Below are 13,483 nucleotides of genomic sequence, written 5' to 3'. Positions count from 1 at the left end.
CTAGAAGTCGAGCCCCGAAAGGGAGTCGATTTGAAGCTGCTTCATGTGCAGCGCCTCCTCAAGTTTTTTATTGGCTACAGCCAGTTCCAAGTTCGAGGTGAGCACTTCAAGATTTAGCCTTTGATTTTCATCTGCCAACTCTTTGTGTTGGAAGGCCTCTTCAATTGCAAGCAGAAGCTGCTCATCAACCCAAGGCTTGGTCAAAAACTTATAGATTGCACCTTCGTTCACCATGGAAGTTATTGCATTCAACTCCGTAAATCCAGAGAGGACGATTCGGATTGTGTCGGGATACTTATCTTTTACGATCCTAAAGAACTCCATTCCCGTCATGCCAGGCATGCGTTGATCAGATACGATCACGTCAATGGAATACTTGGCCAAAACTTCCAAGCCGGCTTGTCCTCCGTCGGCTGTAAAGATCTGCGCATTGATGTTTCTTAGTAGGCGCTTTAGTGCATTGACAATAAACGGCTCATCGTCCACCAACAACACCGTCCGCTTCGGTTTTTCGAAATGCAACAACTCTGGGGGTAGCCGCCTATCCAGGATCACCATATCTTCAATTTGTCTGGCGTCTAACGGTTTGCTGAAGAGATAACCTTGAATTTCATCACACATGTTGAGTCGCAGAAACTCGCACTGCGCCTCTGTTTCCACACCCTCGGCGATGACACGCATGCCCAGGCTATGCGCCATTGAAATAATTGCCTTAACGATGGCTGCGTTGTTATTCGCTCCAATATTGCGTACAAACGACTGGTCAATCTTCAGAAAATCGATTGGGAATTGCGTCAGATACGCAAGGCTTGAGTACCCGGTTCCAAAATCATCAATGGACATCTGTAGTCCAAGTGCCTTCAGGCGCCATAAGACATCTTTGGCCCGCTCGACGTCAGTCATTAACAGGCTTTCTGTAAGCTCGATTTCAAGCAATTGCGGCTCCACTCCTGTCTGAGCCAGTATGGAAGTGATGTATTCCACCAAGTCGAGCTGCTCGAACTGCCGAACAGACAGATTCACCGCCACGCGAAGCAGACCATGTCCCGCTTCCCTCCATATCTTGCATTGTTCACATGCAGTGCGAATCACCCAGCTCCCAATCGGCACAATCAGCCCAGTCTCTTCTGCTAAGGCTATGAATTGAGAAGGCGGCACGAGACCCAGCTCAGGGTGATTCCAGCGCACCAGAGCCTCTACACCGATAACCTTGCCGCTGCGCAAGTCTACTTGCGGCTGGTAATGCAAGACGAATTCGCTGCGTTCGACCGCCAGTCGAAGCTGGCCCTGAACGGCCAGTTGCGCCTCAATTCTTGCGCCTAACTCAGTCGTGTAAAACTGGAACGTATTGCGCCCCAATCGCTTGGCACTGTTCATGGCAGTGCTCGCTGCATGCAGCAAAGCCCCACATTCCTTCCCATTTTGGGGGAACAAACTCACGCCGATACTGCAGGTGACTTGCAGCTCCCGTCCTGCCAGCATCACCGGCTCGGAGACGGTCTTCAAAACTCTGTGGAGGATTTCAACCAAATAGGGATCAGACGCGTACGCATCTGCGTCAGCAAGTTTTTGCTGGACTTGGGCCTCAGCTTCAGACGAATCGAGCAAGACCAGTGCGAACTCATCATTTCCCAAGCGCGCCACCGTGTCACTTCCGCGAGTGCAAGAGCTAAGCCGCGTACTGACGATTTTCAGCATTTCGTTGCCTGCTGCATGCCCCAGGCTGTCATTGATTGACATGAAATGGTCCAACCCAACTACCAAAACCAAAAAGCGACGCTGCTGCCTGCGTGCCACGGCAACCGCTTGGTTCACACGGTCATCCAACAAATTTCGATTGGGAAGTCCTGTCAATTCATCGAAATTGGACAACCGCACCACTTGCGACTCAGCGGCTCGCCGGGCCTCCAAGTCTTTGGACAGATTGCGGTTCTGCTCAAACATTTCCTGCGACGCCAGATCGAGCGAACGCTCTACCATGACACGGTCGGTATCGGCCTGATAGTAGGCCTCGCTGATAGCCTCGAAAAGCGCAGTCATACCAACCGAAAGATCCTCCCTCTTGCCATAGAGCCGCTTGATTTGACGTTGAAGTAGAGGATGCAGCATTCAGGATTCAATGAACGTAGTGATGGTCATGGTTTGGTTGTGTAGCTCGCACGACTCTCCGAGCTTATGCGGGGAAATCTCGCCGTAGGAATAATATCCCGCCAAAACGGTGTTGATACCTAGTACGTCGCGTACCCCCTCAACCTCCTCCTCGACACGTTGCTTGAGCACCAGCTTGCGACCAACGCAGCTGATGAGCAGGGCCAATTGTGCCGAGACATTCGGCATGGGTGCCGCGCTGATCTTGGCCGCGCCACACGCACCGTCAATCAGGCGTTCAAAATTGGCCTTCATCAGGCGCACATGGCCCCCCATCGGCATGTCGCCTGCGAAAGTCATACTTCTGTCGGCTTCGTTAATGGCGAGAATGGTGCGGACGACACCGCTTGAGGCCGAAACACTGCCCCCGTTGTGATTGGGGTAACGCAGGGAAAGCGGGAACAACAATCCGGTTGCTGGCAGTCCAGCTGCTTGCTCACCCAGATAAAGCTTGTACAGGTCCAACGCTGGTTTGCCATCCAAATCAAACAGTACATTGCCCTCGGAGCGGGTAATCTCGCGCTCAGGGCCAAAAGGGTCCCAACCACCTAGCGAACCGTAACCAACCTTGATCCTGGAGCCGTACAGGCCAACCGCAACAATCAGGCCTTCGGTCGGCACATCATTTGCACAAACCAGAGTCTCTAAAAAGTCGGCGCCGTCGGCGGACAGGCCACCGGTTATCTCGACATGCGCCGGTAGCTTGTTCTTCATACCCAGCACCAAAGCGGTTCCGTTGACTCTCAATCCGTCCGAAAACACCAGTACATGCACCAATTCTTCCGCTGGCAAAGAGGCAGCCAGCGCCAGTCCCGCCGAAAAGCTGGCGGAAGGCTCAACAATTTCCACCTTGGACATATGCAGCCAGGTGTGCTCAAAGTCCACCACCGTCACCACCAAGGTGTCGTCACTCACATTGGTGTCATGTATTTCGCCGGCGGTGGAGCAACCTACAATTAATCCCTTAGGGAACGCATGGCGAATGTCTCGGAAATTGGCCCTGTCCCGCAACAAGTTCGGGCTTCCAAAAATCAGAACAAGTTGATTGGAATGGTCTTTGGAAACATTGTCGAACTTAAGTTGCTGCAGACTTTCGGCTGTAAAGACTTGTTGCGAGATACGCATATCTGCTCTCCCATGTATTTGCCTGACCATGCACGCTCGTCTTGAATGCTACAAGAAGAGGCCACCTCAGTATGACAGAGGTAGGCCCATCTCTGTCAATCAGCAAAGCTGCGAGTTCAATAGAAAGCATAATTCAGAGGGATATTACTGTGCAAGCAACTTAAATTTTGAGTACGCCGATGAATGCATATTCCTGTGGCGCGGTTGCCGCATCAATCGCGTTACCATTTCGCGCAGTTGTCCTGCGTTTAATTCGTCTGAGGAATGCTGCATGGGCATATGGGCTACAGTGTCAGTGCAGCAGCATACCCACCATTGGCACATCTCCCTTTGGAAACATTTGCCATTACCTATAACGGTCACACAGCGGCTATAACGCCTGGCTAGCCCAAGCGGCGGCTTCCTCATCAAAATTCAGCGTTGATTTCAATCGGAATTCAATTTTTGATTTGACTCACGACTTTTCAACTGAATACAATAACTCCTTTGCACGCGATTGTATTTGCTGGTTATATATGGGGCGATCTTACGCATGAAAACGTTTAAGTGTTGCCGTAAAATTCAGATAAAGGTAGACACTGATGCACTGTACGATTACAGTAAAATGTATTGGAAGAGGGTGATTCCATCCACTAAAACAAATGGAATTAGACTTTACTTGGAAACCAGAATACAGCGTTGGGAACGTCGAGTTAGATATACAGAACCGGACGTTTCTTCAATTGTGCGCGCGTGCCAGAGAATGTGCGGAAGGAATTCAGGGCGACGAGCACTTTCATGCGGTCCTCAATGATCTGATGCAGTATGCGCTAAAGCATTTCAATTTGGAGGAAACTGTGCTGGAGAAAAATCATTATCCTGAAATTGAAGCACAGAAGAGTAGTCACCTAGAATTTATTCGCACACTGACGCTTTATCTTGAGGCAGCAATGTGCCGTCATCTAAAGAAGCAAGAGGTTGCCGATTTTATTTGGAATTGGTGGCTGTTTCACATTCTAAAATCGGACATGAGATTCCGAGACACCTTGATGGCAAGGAAGACTAAGTGATGGATCTACTAGGTTTTCAAGGTAACTGCAATTAGGCCGAAATGTAATAGAAGGAGGGACACACTAGGCCAAAACCCGGACAGATGATCGTTCTGATTTAAGCCCGAATTCAACTCAGGGCGAGGTTAGAACCGAACGCAGCCTGAGGTTTTTCGCTTCTTCCTGGGTGTCTTCGATGGCAATCCTAGACATTGGCATATTGTTGATTGCTTATAGACCAAGCGCCTTCAATAAATCATGGCAATGCTTAGAGACCAAGTCCAAATCAGCCTTACTGGTCTTCACTGTTTTCTTTTGAAAACGATGAAGCACATAGACGGCATCTGCAAAGTTGGCAGCATACGCAACGCATTGAATGCCTCCTGAATTCGAAGCTTTTTTACGCTATTGCCCACGGTTCTCATGGGCTTAAAACCTCCGATTTCAGCCCTACCCCAGTAGGCCTGGTACGCAAATTTACCAAAGGCGATATCCATGCACCGGTTGGCTTTGACAACGAAAAACAAATTTAAGGTTAGTTGCCAAAAAGAAACCCAGCCTTTGAGCTGGGTCAAATCCATATGGCTATGGCGCACGTCAGGGAAGGAGACGTGGGGCTTTTTACGGCCCGAAAGAATCATGAACCATTTATCATACTTTGGCAATACCTTAATGGGGGCACGAATTGTAAAATCGAATCTGGTGAGCACTCCTAAATGCAGCCTCATGGAACGCCAGCTGAATCTGCGTGGCGGTAAGCATGTCATGCTTCCCAACGGGTTGCCTCTAGGCCACATGTGTAAGCAACGCGAGACCTGTTAGCTCGCCTGGTGAGTGCTGACGTCTTGATAAGATCGCTGCATTTGCTTCAGTCTACTTCTTGGCCTCCTTGAGCAAGTAAGACTGGCCGTCCAGGGCGATGGTCTTGCAACGGTGCACCGGCCGGTCGATCAGCAGCACGACGAAGGGGCCGTTCGGAAATACCTCGTGTCACTCGTTGAAGGCGTGGTTGGTCGTGAAAACTGTGCTTTTGTACACTACGCAACTGCAGGCCGTGTAGGTAGGTGCGAGAACGCACACCTCTGGCGCCTCAGACGACATGCTTCAACTGTCGGTCAATTTGCTGCTGGCAATTGTCTTGGAGAGGAGAGATTCAACCAGGTCCGACATGGCGCCGCATTGTTCCGGTGGAAATTCGGTTACATGGTCCTTCAGAGCCAGGGAGATATACACCATAGCATCGCGATAATCTTCCAAGGCCCGCGACAATGTCAGCATCTGCTGACTCAATGGTGACATGCTTTGGCGATCATTCATCACGCGTCCTATGGCAAATGGTTCGATGTTTAGAAGGATTCCCAGGCATCCCCAGCACTTGCAAGCGCTGTTCTATCTTGCTTAGATGATGGCATAGTGGAAGCGTGCTTCGTAACGCTGAACAAGCGGGTCCTGGCTTCGGCCTTTGCCTGGGTCACCAGTCGGCCGCGGTGATCCTCTTTCTTGAGTTTGATTGCATGAGGAGTATGTGGGCTCACCTTTACATTAGACAGGTTTTGACCTTGGTCCAATTTGAATACGGTTACGATGTCCACCAAGTCTCCTGCCTGGGTATTGAGGCTACCGGCCGCTGCCGCCATCTCCTCCACCAGTGCTGCATTTTGCTGGGTAACCTGGTCCATCTGCATAACGGCATCACCTACTTGAGAAACGCCAACACTCTGTTCTTGGCTGGCGGCACTGATTTCGCCCATGATGTCGGTCACACGGCGAATACTGTTCACCACTTCGGACATGGTGACGCCGGCTTGGTCGACCAGCATCGTGCCTTGCTCCACCCGCTCCACACTGGTGTCAATCAGGCTCTTGATTTCCTTCGCCGCATTGGCTGAACGACCAGCCAGGCTGCGCACTTCACTGGCTACCACCGCAAAGCCACGGCCTTGCTCCCCGGCGCGTGCTGCCTCCACCGCTGCGTTGAGGGCCAATATGTTTGTCTGAAAGGCGATGCCGTCGATGACGCTAATAATGTCTCCGATCTTTTTGGAAGATTCATTGATATCTTTCATAGTGTCCACCACCTGAGACACCACTTCTCCACCCCTTAGGGCGACGGTGCTGGCATTCTGAGCCAATTGATTGGCCTGTCTGGAGTTGTCTGCGTTTTGCTTGACCGTAGAGGACAACTGCTCCATGGAGGCCGCTGTTTCCTGCAAGGCGCTCGCCTGACTCTCCGTGCGTGTGCTCAGATCCTGATTTCCTTGCGCAATTTGTGTAGAGGCGGCAGCTACGGCTTCTGATCCTTGGCGAACTTTGCCAACGACATCAACCAAGCTGGACTGCATCTCCTTAAGCGCCATCAGCAATTGTGCGGTTTCACTCGTTCCCTTGACATTGAATTGAACACTCAAGTCTCCATCTGCAACGGCACGCGAAATATTTACAGCCTGGTTGAGGGGATGTGTGATGGAGCGGATGATCCAAATAGCCATCAGCACGGCGATCACCAGCGCAATGGTTCCTGAAGACCATACAGCAGCCTGGAGGCTTGCAACTGCGGAGTTGGCGTCATTGGCCGAAGCCTGGCTCTGCGTGTTCTGGAAATCGATTAATGCATCAACCGCATTGCGATACACCATTTGCGCGGGACGGACTTCTGTCAGGAGATATGCTTTGGCCTCCTCGGTTTGGCCAACCCCTATCAAATCGATGTACTTATCCTGCGCTGGTATAAAGGTGGAACGGGCGTTTACAATGTTCGCTAACAGTTCCTTTCCCTTTTCGCTCTTAACTAAGCTTCTGAGTCTGTCGATATTTTCGCCAATGTTAAGGCGTGCGGACTCAATAATTTTTATTTGCTTCTTCACCTCCTTCTCATCGCCCATGATGGCCATGTTGCGCATCGATAGGCCGATCTGCAATACATTGTCATTGATCTTGTGAAGTGTTTCCAGTTTAGGAATACGGTCGTCGGTAAGTTGAGACAACACCTGCTCCACCGTCGAGACCTTAATGGTAGACATAGCACCTATGAAAGCGACCAAGAGTGCCATCATGCCGAACCCAAGGGTGAGTCGGGTGGAGATTTTCATATCGTTGAAATTCATAATTTTCCCTGTTTGTACTGATTGAAGGCCATTGACTTTTCGGCTACGCCACTTTTCGGTCGTTGCTTGCACCAAATGTCAGAGTCGACTCAGCTGGCCAAAAAATCGCAGCTGAAGGTCTGGCATGCATGAACCCTTGCACCATATCTGCGCCGGCGTCTCTCGCAATGGTTTGCTGAGCTTCAGTTTCAATGCCTTCGAAAATAACCTCTGCCTCCAAGTCGTGCACAATTTCAACCAATTTAGGCAGCATTCGCCTCACGCGCGAATCTTCGTCTGCCTTGACAATAAGCGCGCGGTCCATCTTCACCACCTGAGGTGACAGCATCCAAAGTCGGTCGAAGTTCGAATCACGTGCACCGAAATCGTCAATCGCGATTTTGAAACCTTGATTGGTATAGGCGGACACCGCTTCGACTAGGCGATCATGGTCACTGATACGTGACTCTAAAATCTCCAAGACAAGTGCTCTTTGAGGTAAGCCGCACATTTCCAGAAGTGGCCCGAAAAAGCGCCCGTGCTGCCCGCTGTTGATGGTCATCAGATTGCGCCCGTCCATGTTTAGGTACAGGTTGACGTCCCCGGGGGCCTGACGAGAAAAGTTCACGACATGCAGCATGCGACAAATGCGATCAAGAAAGATCGTGTCCTTCAATCCGGCAGTCTGTTCGAAAACTCTTTCAGGGGAAATGCTTAAGCCAGAGCCATCCGTTGCTCTCAGCAAGGCTTCATGACCCGTTGGGATGGATTTTGATATCGAAAATATTGGCTGAAAAACCGACCGCAGCACAATACCGCAATGGTGTGCGTAGAAGCCTAAATTGGCGTCAAAAAGGATTCGAACGTTCCGACTTGGATTGGGGTTCCAATCAGCAATGAACTTCGACAGATCCCGCTGAACATCGGAACCCGCCTCCAATTGGTTGATAAAACTCATGACCACCCCTCCCTCGGATAGAACTCACCTTCATGCCCAAATTGAAATAGGACCTTGTTCCAAGCGCTGCATGCTTACGTTATCAAAAGTTGATTCAAATCAATTTACTTATTAGGGTAAATACTATCATGACTTGATTGATACTCCTTGAAGGGAAGTTACGAGACGATTACAAATCGCGTTGCCTGCAGACGTTCTTCAGAGATCGAGTAAGGCGTATTTGGTGACGCGACACGAAACCAATACATAAAAAATACAAGATTGACTTGCCACTGCACTCTGCCTCCATACGTTATGCAATGCACAGATTGGCTCTCGAAACAGGTGAGAAAAGAGTATTGCCGTGGATACTGCAGTATCAAAATGATGGAAGGCCATTAACAGTCATGTACGAAATGAGCTTTTGCAAATGCTAGTGCCATTGATAACTTCACATCTATTCTCCTGGGGAACAAGTCCTAGTCTTCAGGTTGAAAAATGCTTTGTATGTGGTGCGTTGTAAATCTCGAAGTTTTGTCGAGGAAGTGGGGTCCGGCCGGAAAAAGGCGCTCAGCTAGTCTTACGATCAGACGGCAAGGCTGTAGAACTGATTGGCTGCGGACATGGTTTGACCGGTGGAACGGCTTATCTGCCCCGTCTTGATCGTATGCATGGTTTCGATTCGGGCGATGATGAGCCCAGCGCTCCAAAATGCTTGGAACCCAAGCATTGGTCGCGTGATCCGCTCGATGAAGTTGTTCAGATATTTATTCTGGCGCATCAGGATGTCGACGCAGGCATCAACTTTGACACTTTCATTGGCGGCCGTGTTGGCGCCGCTCTTGTCGATGGCGATCTAGTTAGGTACTTCGTCCAGGTTGATTGCGCGCTCCAGAAAGCGCCGCGCCGAGGCCAGATCTCAGTTGGCAGTGAGGAGGAAGTCCGCCGTGTCGCCAGAACGATCGACAGCGCGATAGAGGTACTTCCACTGACCGGCTACTTCGATATAGGCCTCGTCAAGCCGTCTACTCTGCCCGACTAGTCGTTTACGTCGCCGAAAGATTGACGTCAACACCGGAAGCATCTGGATAGCTCAGCGATGCACTGTTGAGTGGTCAACAAAAACACAACGCTCTTGCATCATTTCCTCATGTAATGGCGGTGTAAGTGGTTACCAGTCCCAAGCCTATCCTGTGATCCCAGATTGGTTCTGGAAAAGCAGAGAGGATGTACACGAAAGTGGCCTTATACGCCAAAGTCAGGCGCGCAGTCTTGGTCGAGTTCATGGGTGAGCGCGTCGCAGCAAGGAAACAAAGTTCCGACGTCACATTGCAGGTTGAATTTCCAGTTTGCAGTCATCGGGTCCGGGGCTTCACAACGATTTCAGAACTCTGACATAGACGACTTAGAGCTCGACACTGAAATCAGGTGGTGCGATTTATGTTCCGTGTGTTTTGGTCGTATCACCTGAATGAAAGGACCCCTCGTCCGTCAGGTCATCCACTCTGTCCAACCATGATTGCAGTTCATCAGGGTATGCCTCGCCATGGTCTGCGTGCCATCTGCGTCGGGTTTGTCTGGCCATAGAACGCAATTGCCAAGCAGCCTCTATGGCAAGCAAAGACAATTCGACTTTCACGATATCGTCCTGTATGCCATCTCCAATTTGCACCAGTTGCTCCCGGGCTACACCCACCGTGGCAAGGGCGCGCTGCAACTGCGCTGTTTGTGCTGCCAACGCATTGAGTCCATATAGCCGTTCTTTAGATAGGCCGGGCGTCTTCATGAGCGTGCTGGGCCAATGGGCAATAGCGTCCTCGATGTCCATCAAGCGTCGCACGGGATCTTCCAACACTAGGCTCATCGCATTGGCGGCATCCTGGTCCGGTCGCAGCAAGCGCATCACTCTCTCAACGTGTACGCTGTCGTAACGGTGCATGTTCATGCGAAGCAAGACGGACAGGCGCATTTCAGGTGCGCGTCTTTCATGTGAGAACATAGCAGCAACCACTGCGGCCAATCCCAGAATGCGACCCGAAGGGCTAATGGCGTCTCCCGCCAGATTGCGCGGGTAGCCTGAGCCATTCAGGCTTTCATGGTGCTCTTCCACTGCACGCACCGCCTCCTTGGGGAACTCGTGGTGACGTTTCAATAGCATCGCACTGATCAGGGGATGCGTATACAGCTGCCGCCGCAGGGTGCGGCTCAAGACTTGTTCTGGCTGCAACAAGACCGGATCAAGGTGGAGCATGCCCAAATCATGTACCAGCCCTACGGTAGCTGCCATGCCAACATCAAATCGCAATGAGGTGGGTGTCTTGGCAAGCCAGGCAGAAATCAATGCGACCTGCACGCCATGAATGAAACTGTCATACTGCACTTCGCTGCATAAAGTCACCTGGAATGCAATGGGTGCTGGCAAAGAGATTTTGGAAACGACATCCAGCAGCAATTCTCTCATGCCGGCGTCAGCGGCCATGCGGGCAAGGAAGGGGATTTGCAGGAACAGATTTTCTGCAGTCTCACGCAGAAACTTGCCATCGACGGTGGAAGCGCTCGATACCAGATTTTCAATAGGCTCTGACAATCGGTGCTGCATCAAGCGCTCGTACATGTCGGCGTTGATAGCCACACCTTTCTCAGCAACTTTGATGCCCTTGTCATTGAAAATGGGTGCTGTGGCCAAGACGGGTTTTCTCTCTCCGAAATCTGTTACGGCCCTTGTGAAATGTTTGCTGTCTGTTTGTATCTCTGCAGAATCGGTCATGTGCTACTCAGTGCTATTGCCAGTTCATTTTGAACATCTATGAAGCATCCGTCCGAAAACCAGACGTTGAGATGGATTCTATAAAGATGTATGGCAAGACCTCTTGTTAGCCAGCAATACCGATGAAACTGTATCTCCGTTACGCTGAGCTATGCGCCACAAAACCATTAAACAGATGCTATGACCCATCTGCGGTGCATGTGAAATGGGAGGTGGCCGTAGCCACCCTGTTTTACGACGCCGCGCACGCCAGGTTGTCGTTGGAATTGCGAGTCTTTGGGGGCAACAAAACCGAACTCTTCAATTGTGAGCTCTGGAGACAGACATGCGACATGGCCATTGTCTTCACGCCCAATGATGGCGACGTCGCAGTGCCTGCAGGGCATGCTTATCTCAAGGGTAACCAGCTACACACCAGACTCAAAGTGGGTTATTCGTTTCGAATGCAAGTCGACAGTCAAGCAACACACTTTGTTGCCTTGCTGGGCCAAGCCAAAAGCCAGGCAGAAGATCGTTCAGGTCCACGCCAGAACACAAGGAGCGAAAAACGGACACGCATGGGACAGAGGCAGCCTCGTTCTATGCAGTCGACGGAGTCCCTGCCAGAGCAGATGGATCGGGCGATTGACGTGGAGGAATTTGATGACTTTGGCGAAGAAGACCTAAGACGGCTGCGCGGCGCAAATGCCATTCACGAGACAAAGTTTCACCGACGGTGATTTCGTTATTGCGTCGTGCCGAGTCTGTGGACCAGGATGAATCAAAAGGGGGCTTGCCGCGGCCTATTGGTCGCATTTGTCCCAGAGAGTGGTTGATACATGTTGACACACAGGATGGACTCGTATAAACTTGTATCAACATTTCAGAGAGGTGTTCAAATGACGGTAGCAGTTTCAGTTGAGCAGACGGTCCAGGAGTGGGGCAACGGCCTTGCGGTGCGTATCACTGCCCCAGTGGCCAAGGCTGCGCGGTTTACCCGTGGTCTGCCGATCAAAGTGGAAGTGGTTGAGGGTGGTGTGTTCTTGCGCACTGTAGGCAAGCCTAAATTGACGTTGGCTCAAAAGCTCAAGGCGTTTGACCCAGTCATTCACGGCGGCGAAGTCATGGCGACTGGCCGTGTCGGCGCTGAAGTGTTCTGATGGCGACTCCGAGCAAGCTCTGGGTGCCAGATCGGCGCGACATGATCTGGATCGATTTCAATCCGCAAGTGGGCTCGGAGATGAAGGACGAACATCCAATGTTGGTGTTGTCATCCAAGGCGTTCAACGAGCGCACCAACCTCGTAATCGGATTGCCGATGACCCATGCACCCAGCAATGAAACCAACCCATTTGCCGTCAAATTTACGTCACCCAGAGGTGAGGTCTGCTTCGTGTTGGCGCATCAGCCAAAGTCATTCGCGTGGCGCAACCGCGGCGCTCGACCGCACGCGTGGAAGCAAGTGCCACCAACGGTATTTGAATCGGCATGTGAAGAGTTGAACGGGATCATCTCGATCTGCGTCTAAGTGCACAAGGACAACAACATGCCAATTGAACAATTCAAACAAAACACAACCCCGACACCTAAAGGCGCCTCTATGAATGAAGTCGAATTGAAGCAGCAAAATCTAGCCAAGATCGTCAAGATCGGCGTCATGTTGGTGGTCTGCGCCGTGCTGGGGCCGTTGGCTTACCTGGCGATCAAGGGAATTGTTGGCCTTGCAGCGTTTGGTGCGTTGGCCTTTATTGGCTACAACGCAGCTCCGGTAATTGCCTTGAAAGTTGCAAATGCAAAGTATCGCGCACTGGATAACGAGAAGATTTCGCATATTCAGAAAGTGGTGAAAACCGCCTCTGAAAATCCGATCGAGACCGCTACTTCGCAGTCACAGGCCTATAAGGCGCGTGCAGCCAAGTACCTGGAAGGCATTACCGCCTACAGCACCGAAGTCAACAACTTTGAGACAATGACCGCTGACTTTGCAAAGAAATATCCTGAAACCGCACCCCGTTACCGGGAGCAACTGATCACCATGAAGAAGGCATTGGCCTACAAGAATGACAAGTACAAGGAACTCATCGAAAACATCAAACTGATGGATGACAAAATCGCATTTTTGACGGCCAACTGGAAGATGAGTCAGGCCTTGATCAAGGTAAATGCGTTGGGTGGAGTGGATGGTGGGGATCCGATGGAGCAGCTCAAAGCGGATGCCGCCATCGACGCTGTGGTGAACTCCATCAACCGTGCTTTTGCGGAGATGGATGCGTCAGTATTGGCTGACTCCGTGGCCAAGGGTGGCACCACGATGAATCGCGCTGATTTGCTGAACAACACGCCTAGCCCGTCCTTGCCGGGACTCGATTCGGCAGAAGGCGCCAAGAACATCAAATCCCTCAACTGAAAAAGCAAC

13 protein-coding genes and 1 pseudogene are annotated in these 13,483 nt (G+C 51.1%); 5 read left to right on the top strand and 9 right to left on the bottom strand.

Features of this window, described 5'->3' with window-relative positions; translation table 11 throughout:
- Positions 1 to 2,109 (bottom strand): EAL domain-containing protein, encoded by a 2,109-nt coding sequence (locus tag AAGF34_RS16400; RefSeq protein ID WP_342616787.1) that lies wholly within the window; start codon positions 2,107 to 2,109, stop codon positions 1 to 3.
- Entirely contained in the window at positions 2,110 to 3,273 is a 1,164-nt protein-coding gene (locus AAGF34_RS16395) for an FIST N-terminal domain-containing protein (protein WP_342616786.1), read from the bottom strand. It abuts the gene before it with no gap.
- Positions 3,274 to 3,914: 641 nt separating this feature from the next.
- Between AAGF34_RS16395 and AAGF34_RS16390 the strand changes: the two genes are divergently transcribed.
- On the top strand, positions 3,915 to 4,322 hold the full coding sequence (locus tag AAGF34_RS16390) for a hemerythrin family protein (RefSeq protein ID WP_342616785.1): 408 nt from the start codon (positions 3,915 to 3,917) through the stop codon (positions 4,320 to 4,322).
- A 210-nt stretch (positions 4,323 to 4,532) separates the two neighbouring features.
- Here the strand turns inward: AAGF34_RS16390 and AAGF34_RS16385 are convergent, their stop codons facing one another.
- From AAGF34_RS16385 to AAGF34_RS16355, 7 genes and pseudogenes are all read right to left on the bottom strand, one after another.
- Positions 4,533 to 4,634, bottom strand: coding sequence for a hypothetical protein (locus AAGF34_RS16385; protein ID WP_342616784.1), 102 nt, complete (start codon positions 4,632 to 4,634; stop codon positions 4,533 to 4,535).
- On the bottom strand, positions 4,604 to 5,011 hold the full coding sequence (locus AAGF34_RS16380) for a hypothetical protein (RefSeq protein ID WP_342621204.1): 408 nt from the start codon (positions 5,009 to 5,011) through the stop codon (positions 4,604 to 4,606). Before AAGF34_RS16380 ends, AAGF34_RS16385 begins: the two co-directional genes overlap by 31 nt.
- 394 nt (positions 5,012 to 5,405) lie before the next feature.
- The gene (locus AAGF34_RS16375; protein ID WP_342616783.1) at positions 5,406 to 5,618 is read right to left on the bottom strand and encodes a hypothetical protein; all 213 of its coding nucleotides are present in this window, start codon (positions 5,616 to 5,618) and stop codon (positions 5,406 to 5,408) included.
- 29 nt (positions 5,619 to 5,647) lie between these two features.
- A complete protein-coding gene (locus tag AAGF34_RS16370) occupies positions 5,648 to 7,390 on the bottom strand; it encodes a methyl-accepting chemotaxis protein (protein ID WP_342616782.1) in 1,743 nt (580 codons plus the stop codon).
- Between the two features lie 58 nt (positions 7,391 to 7,448).
- Positions 7,449 to 8,342, bottom strand: coding sequence for an EAL domain-containing protein (locus AAGF34_RS16365; protein WP_342616781.1), 894 nt, complete (start codon positions 8,340 to 8,342; stop codon positions 7,449 to 7,451).
- Between the two features lie 565 nt (positions 8,343 to 8,907).
- Positions 8,908 to 9,471 (bottom strand): annotated as a pseudogene (locus AAGF34_RS16360) (IS6 family transposase); the annotation flags it as partial.
- A 288-nt stretch (positions 9,472 to 9,759) separates the two neighbouring features.
- Positions 9,760 to 11,088, bottom strand: a complete 1,329-nt coding sequence (locus tag AAGF34_RS16355; protein WP_342616780.1) for an HD domain-containing phosphohydrolase — start codon at positions 11,086 to 11,088, stop codon at positions 9,760 to 9,762.
- Positions 11,089 to 11,210: 122 nt separating this feature from the next.
- Here AAGF34_RS16355 and AAGF34_RS16350 point away from each other — a divergent pair, with 122 nt between their 5' ends.
- The 4 genes from AAGF34_RS16350 to AAGF34_RS16335 all read left to right on the top strand — a co-directional run bounded on the left by AAGF34_RS16350 (position 11,211) and on the right by AAGF34_RS16335 (position 13,474).
- A complete protein-coding gene (locus tag AAGF34_RS16350; protein ID WP_342616779.1) occupies positions 11,211 to 11,807 on the top strand; it encodes a hypothetical protein in 597 nt (198 codons plus the stop codon).
- 159 nt (positions 11,808 to 11,966) lie between these two features.
- Positions 11,967 to 12,227, top strand: coding sequence for a PbsX family transcriptional regulator (locus tag AAGF34_RS16345; RefSeq protein ID WP_342616778.1), 261 nt, complete (start codon positions 11,967 to 11,969; stop codon positions 12,225 to 12,227).
- Entirely contained in the window at positions 12,227 to 12,595 is a 369-nt protein-coding gene (locus tag AAGF34_RS16340) for a type II toxin-antitoxin system PemK/MazF family toxin (RefSeq protein ID WP_342616777.1), read from the top strand. Before AAGF34_RS16345 ends, AAGF34_RS16340 begins: the two co-directional genes overlap by 1 nt.
- Positions 12,596 to 12,613: 18 nt before the next feature.
- Positions 12,614 to 13,474 carry a hypothetical protein gene (locus AAGF34_RS16335; RefSeq protein WP_342616776.1) on the top strand — a complete coding sequence of 287 codons (861 nt, stop codon included), beginning with the start codon at positions 12,614 to 12,616 and terminating at the stop codon, positions 13,472 to 13,474.
- Positions 13,475 to 13,483 lie beyond the last annotated feature (9 nt).

The organism is Rhodoferax sp. GW822-FHT02A01 (assembly GCF_038784515.1).
Lineage (GTDB): Bacteria > Pseudomonadota > Gammaproteobacteria > Burkholderiales > Burkholderiaceae_C > Allorhodoferax.
This window is presented reverse-complemented; position numbering and strand designations above follow the sequence as displayed.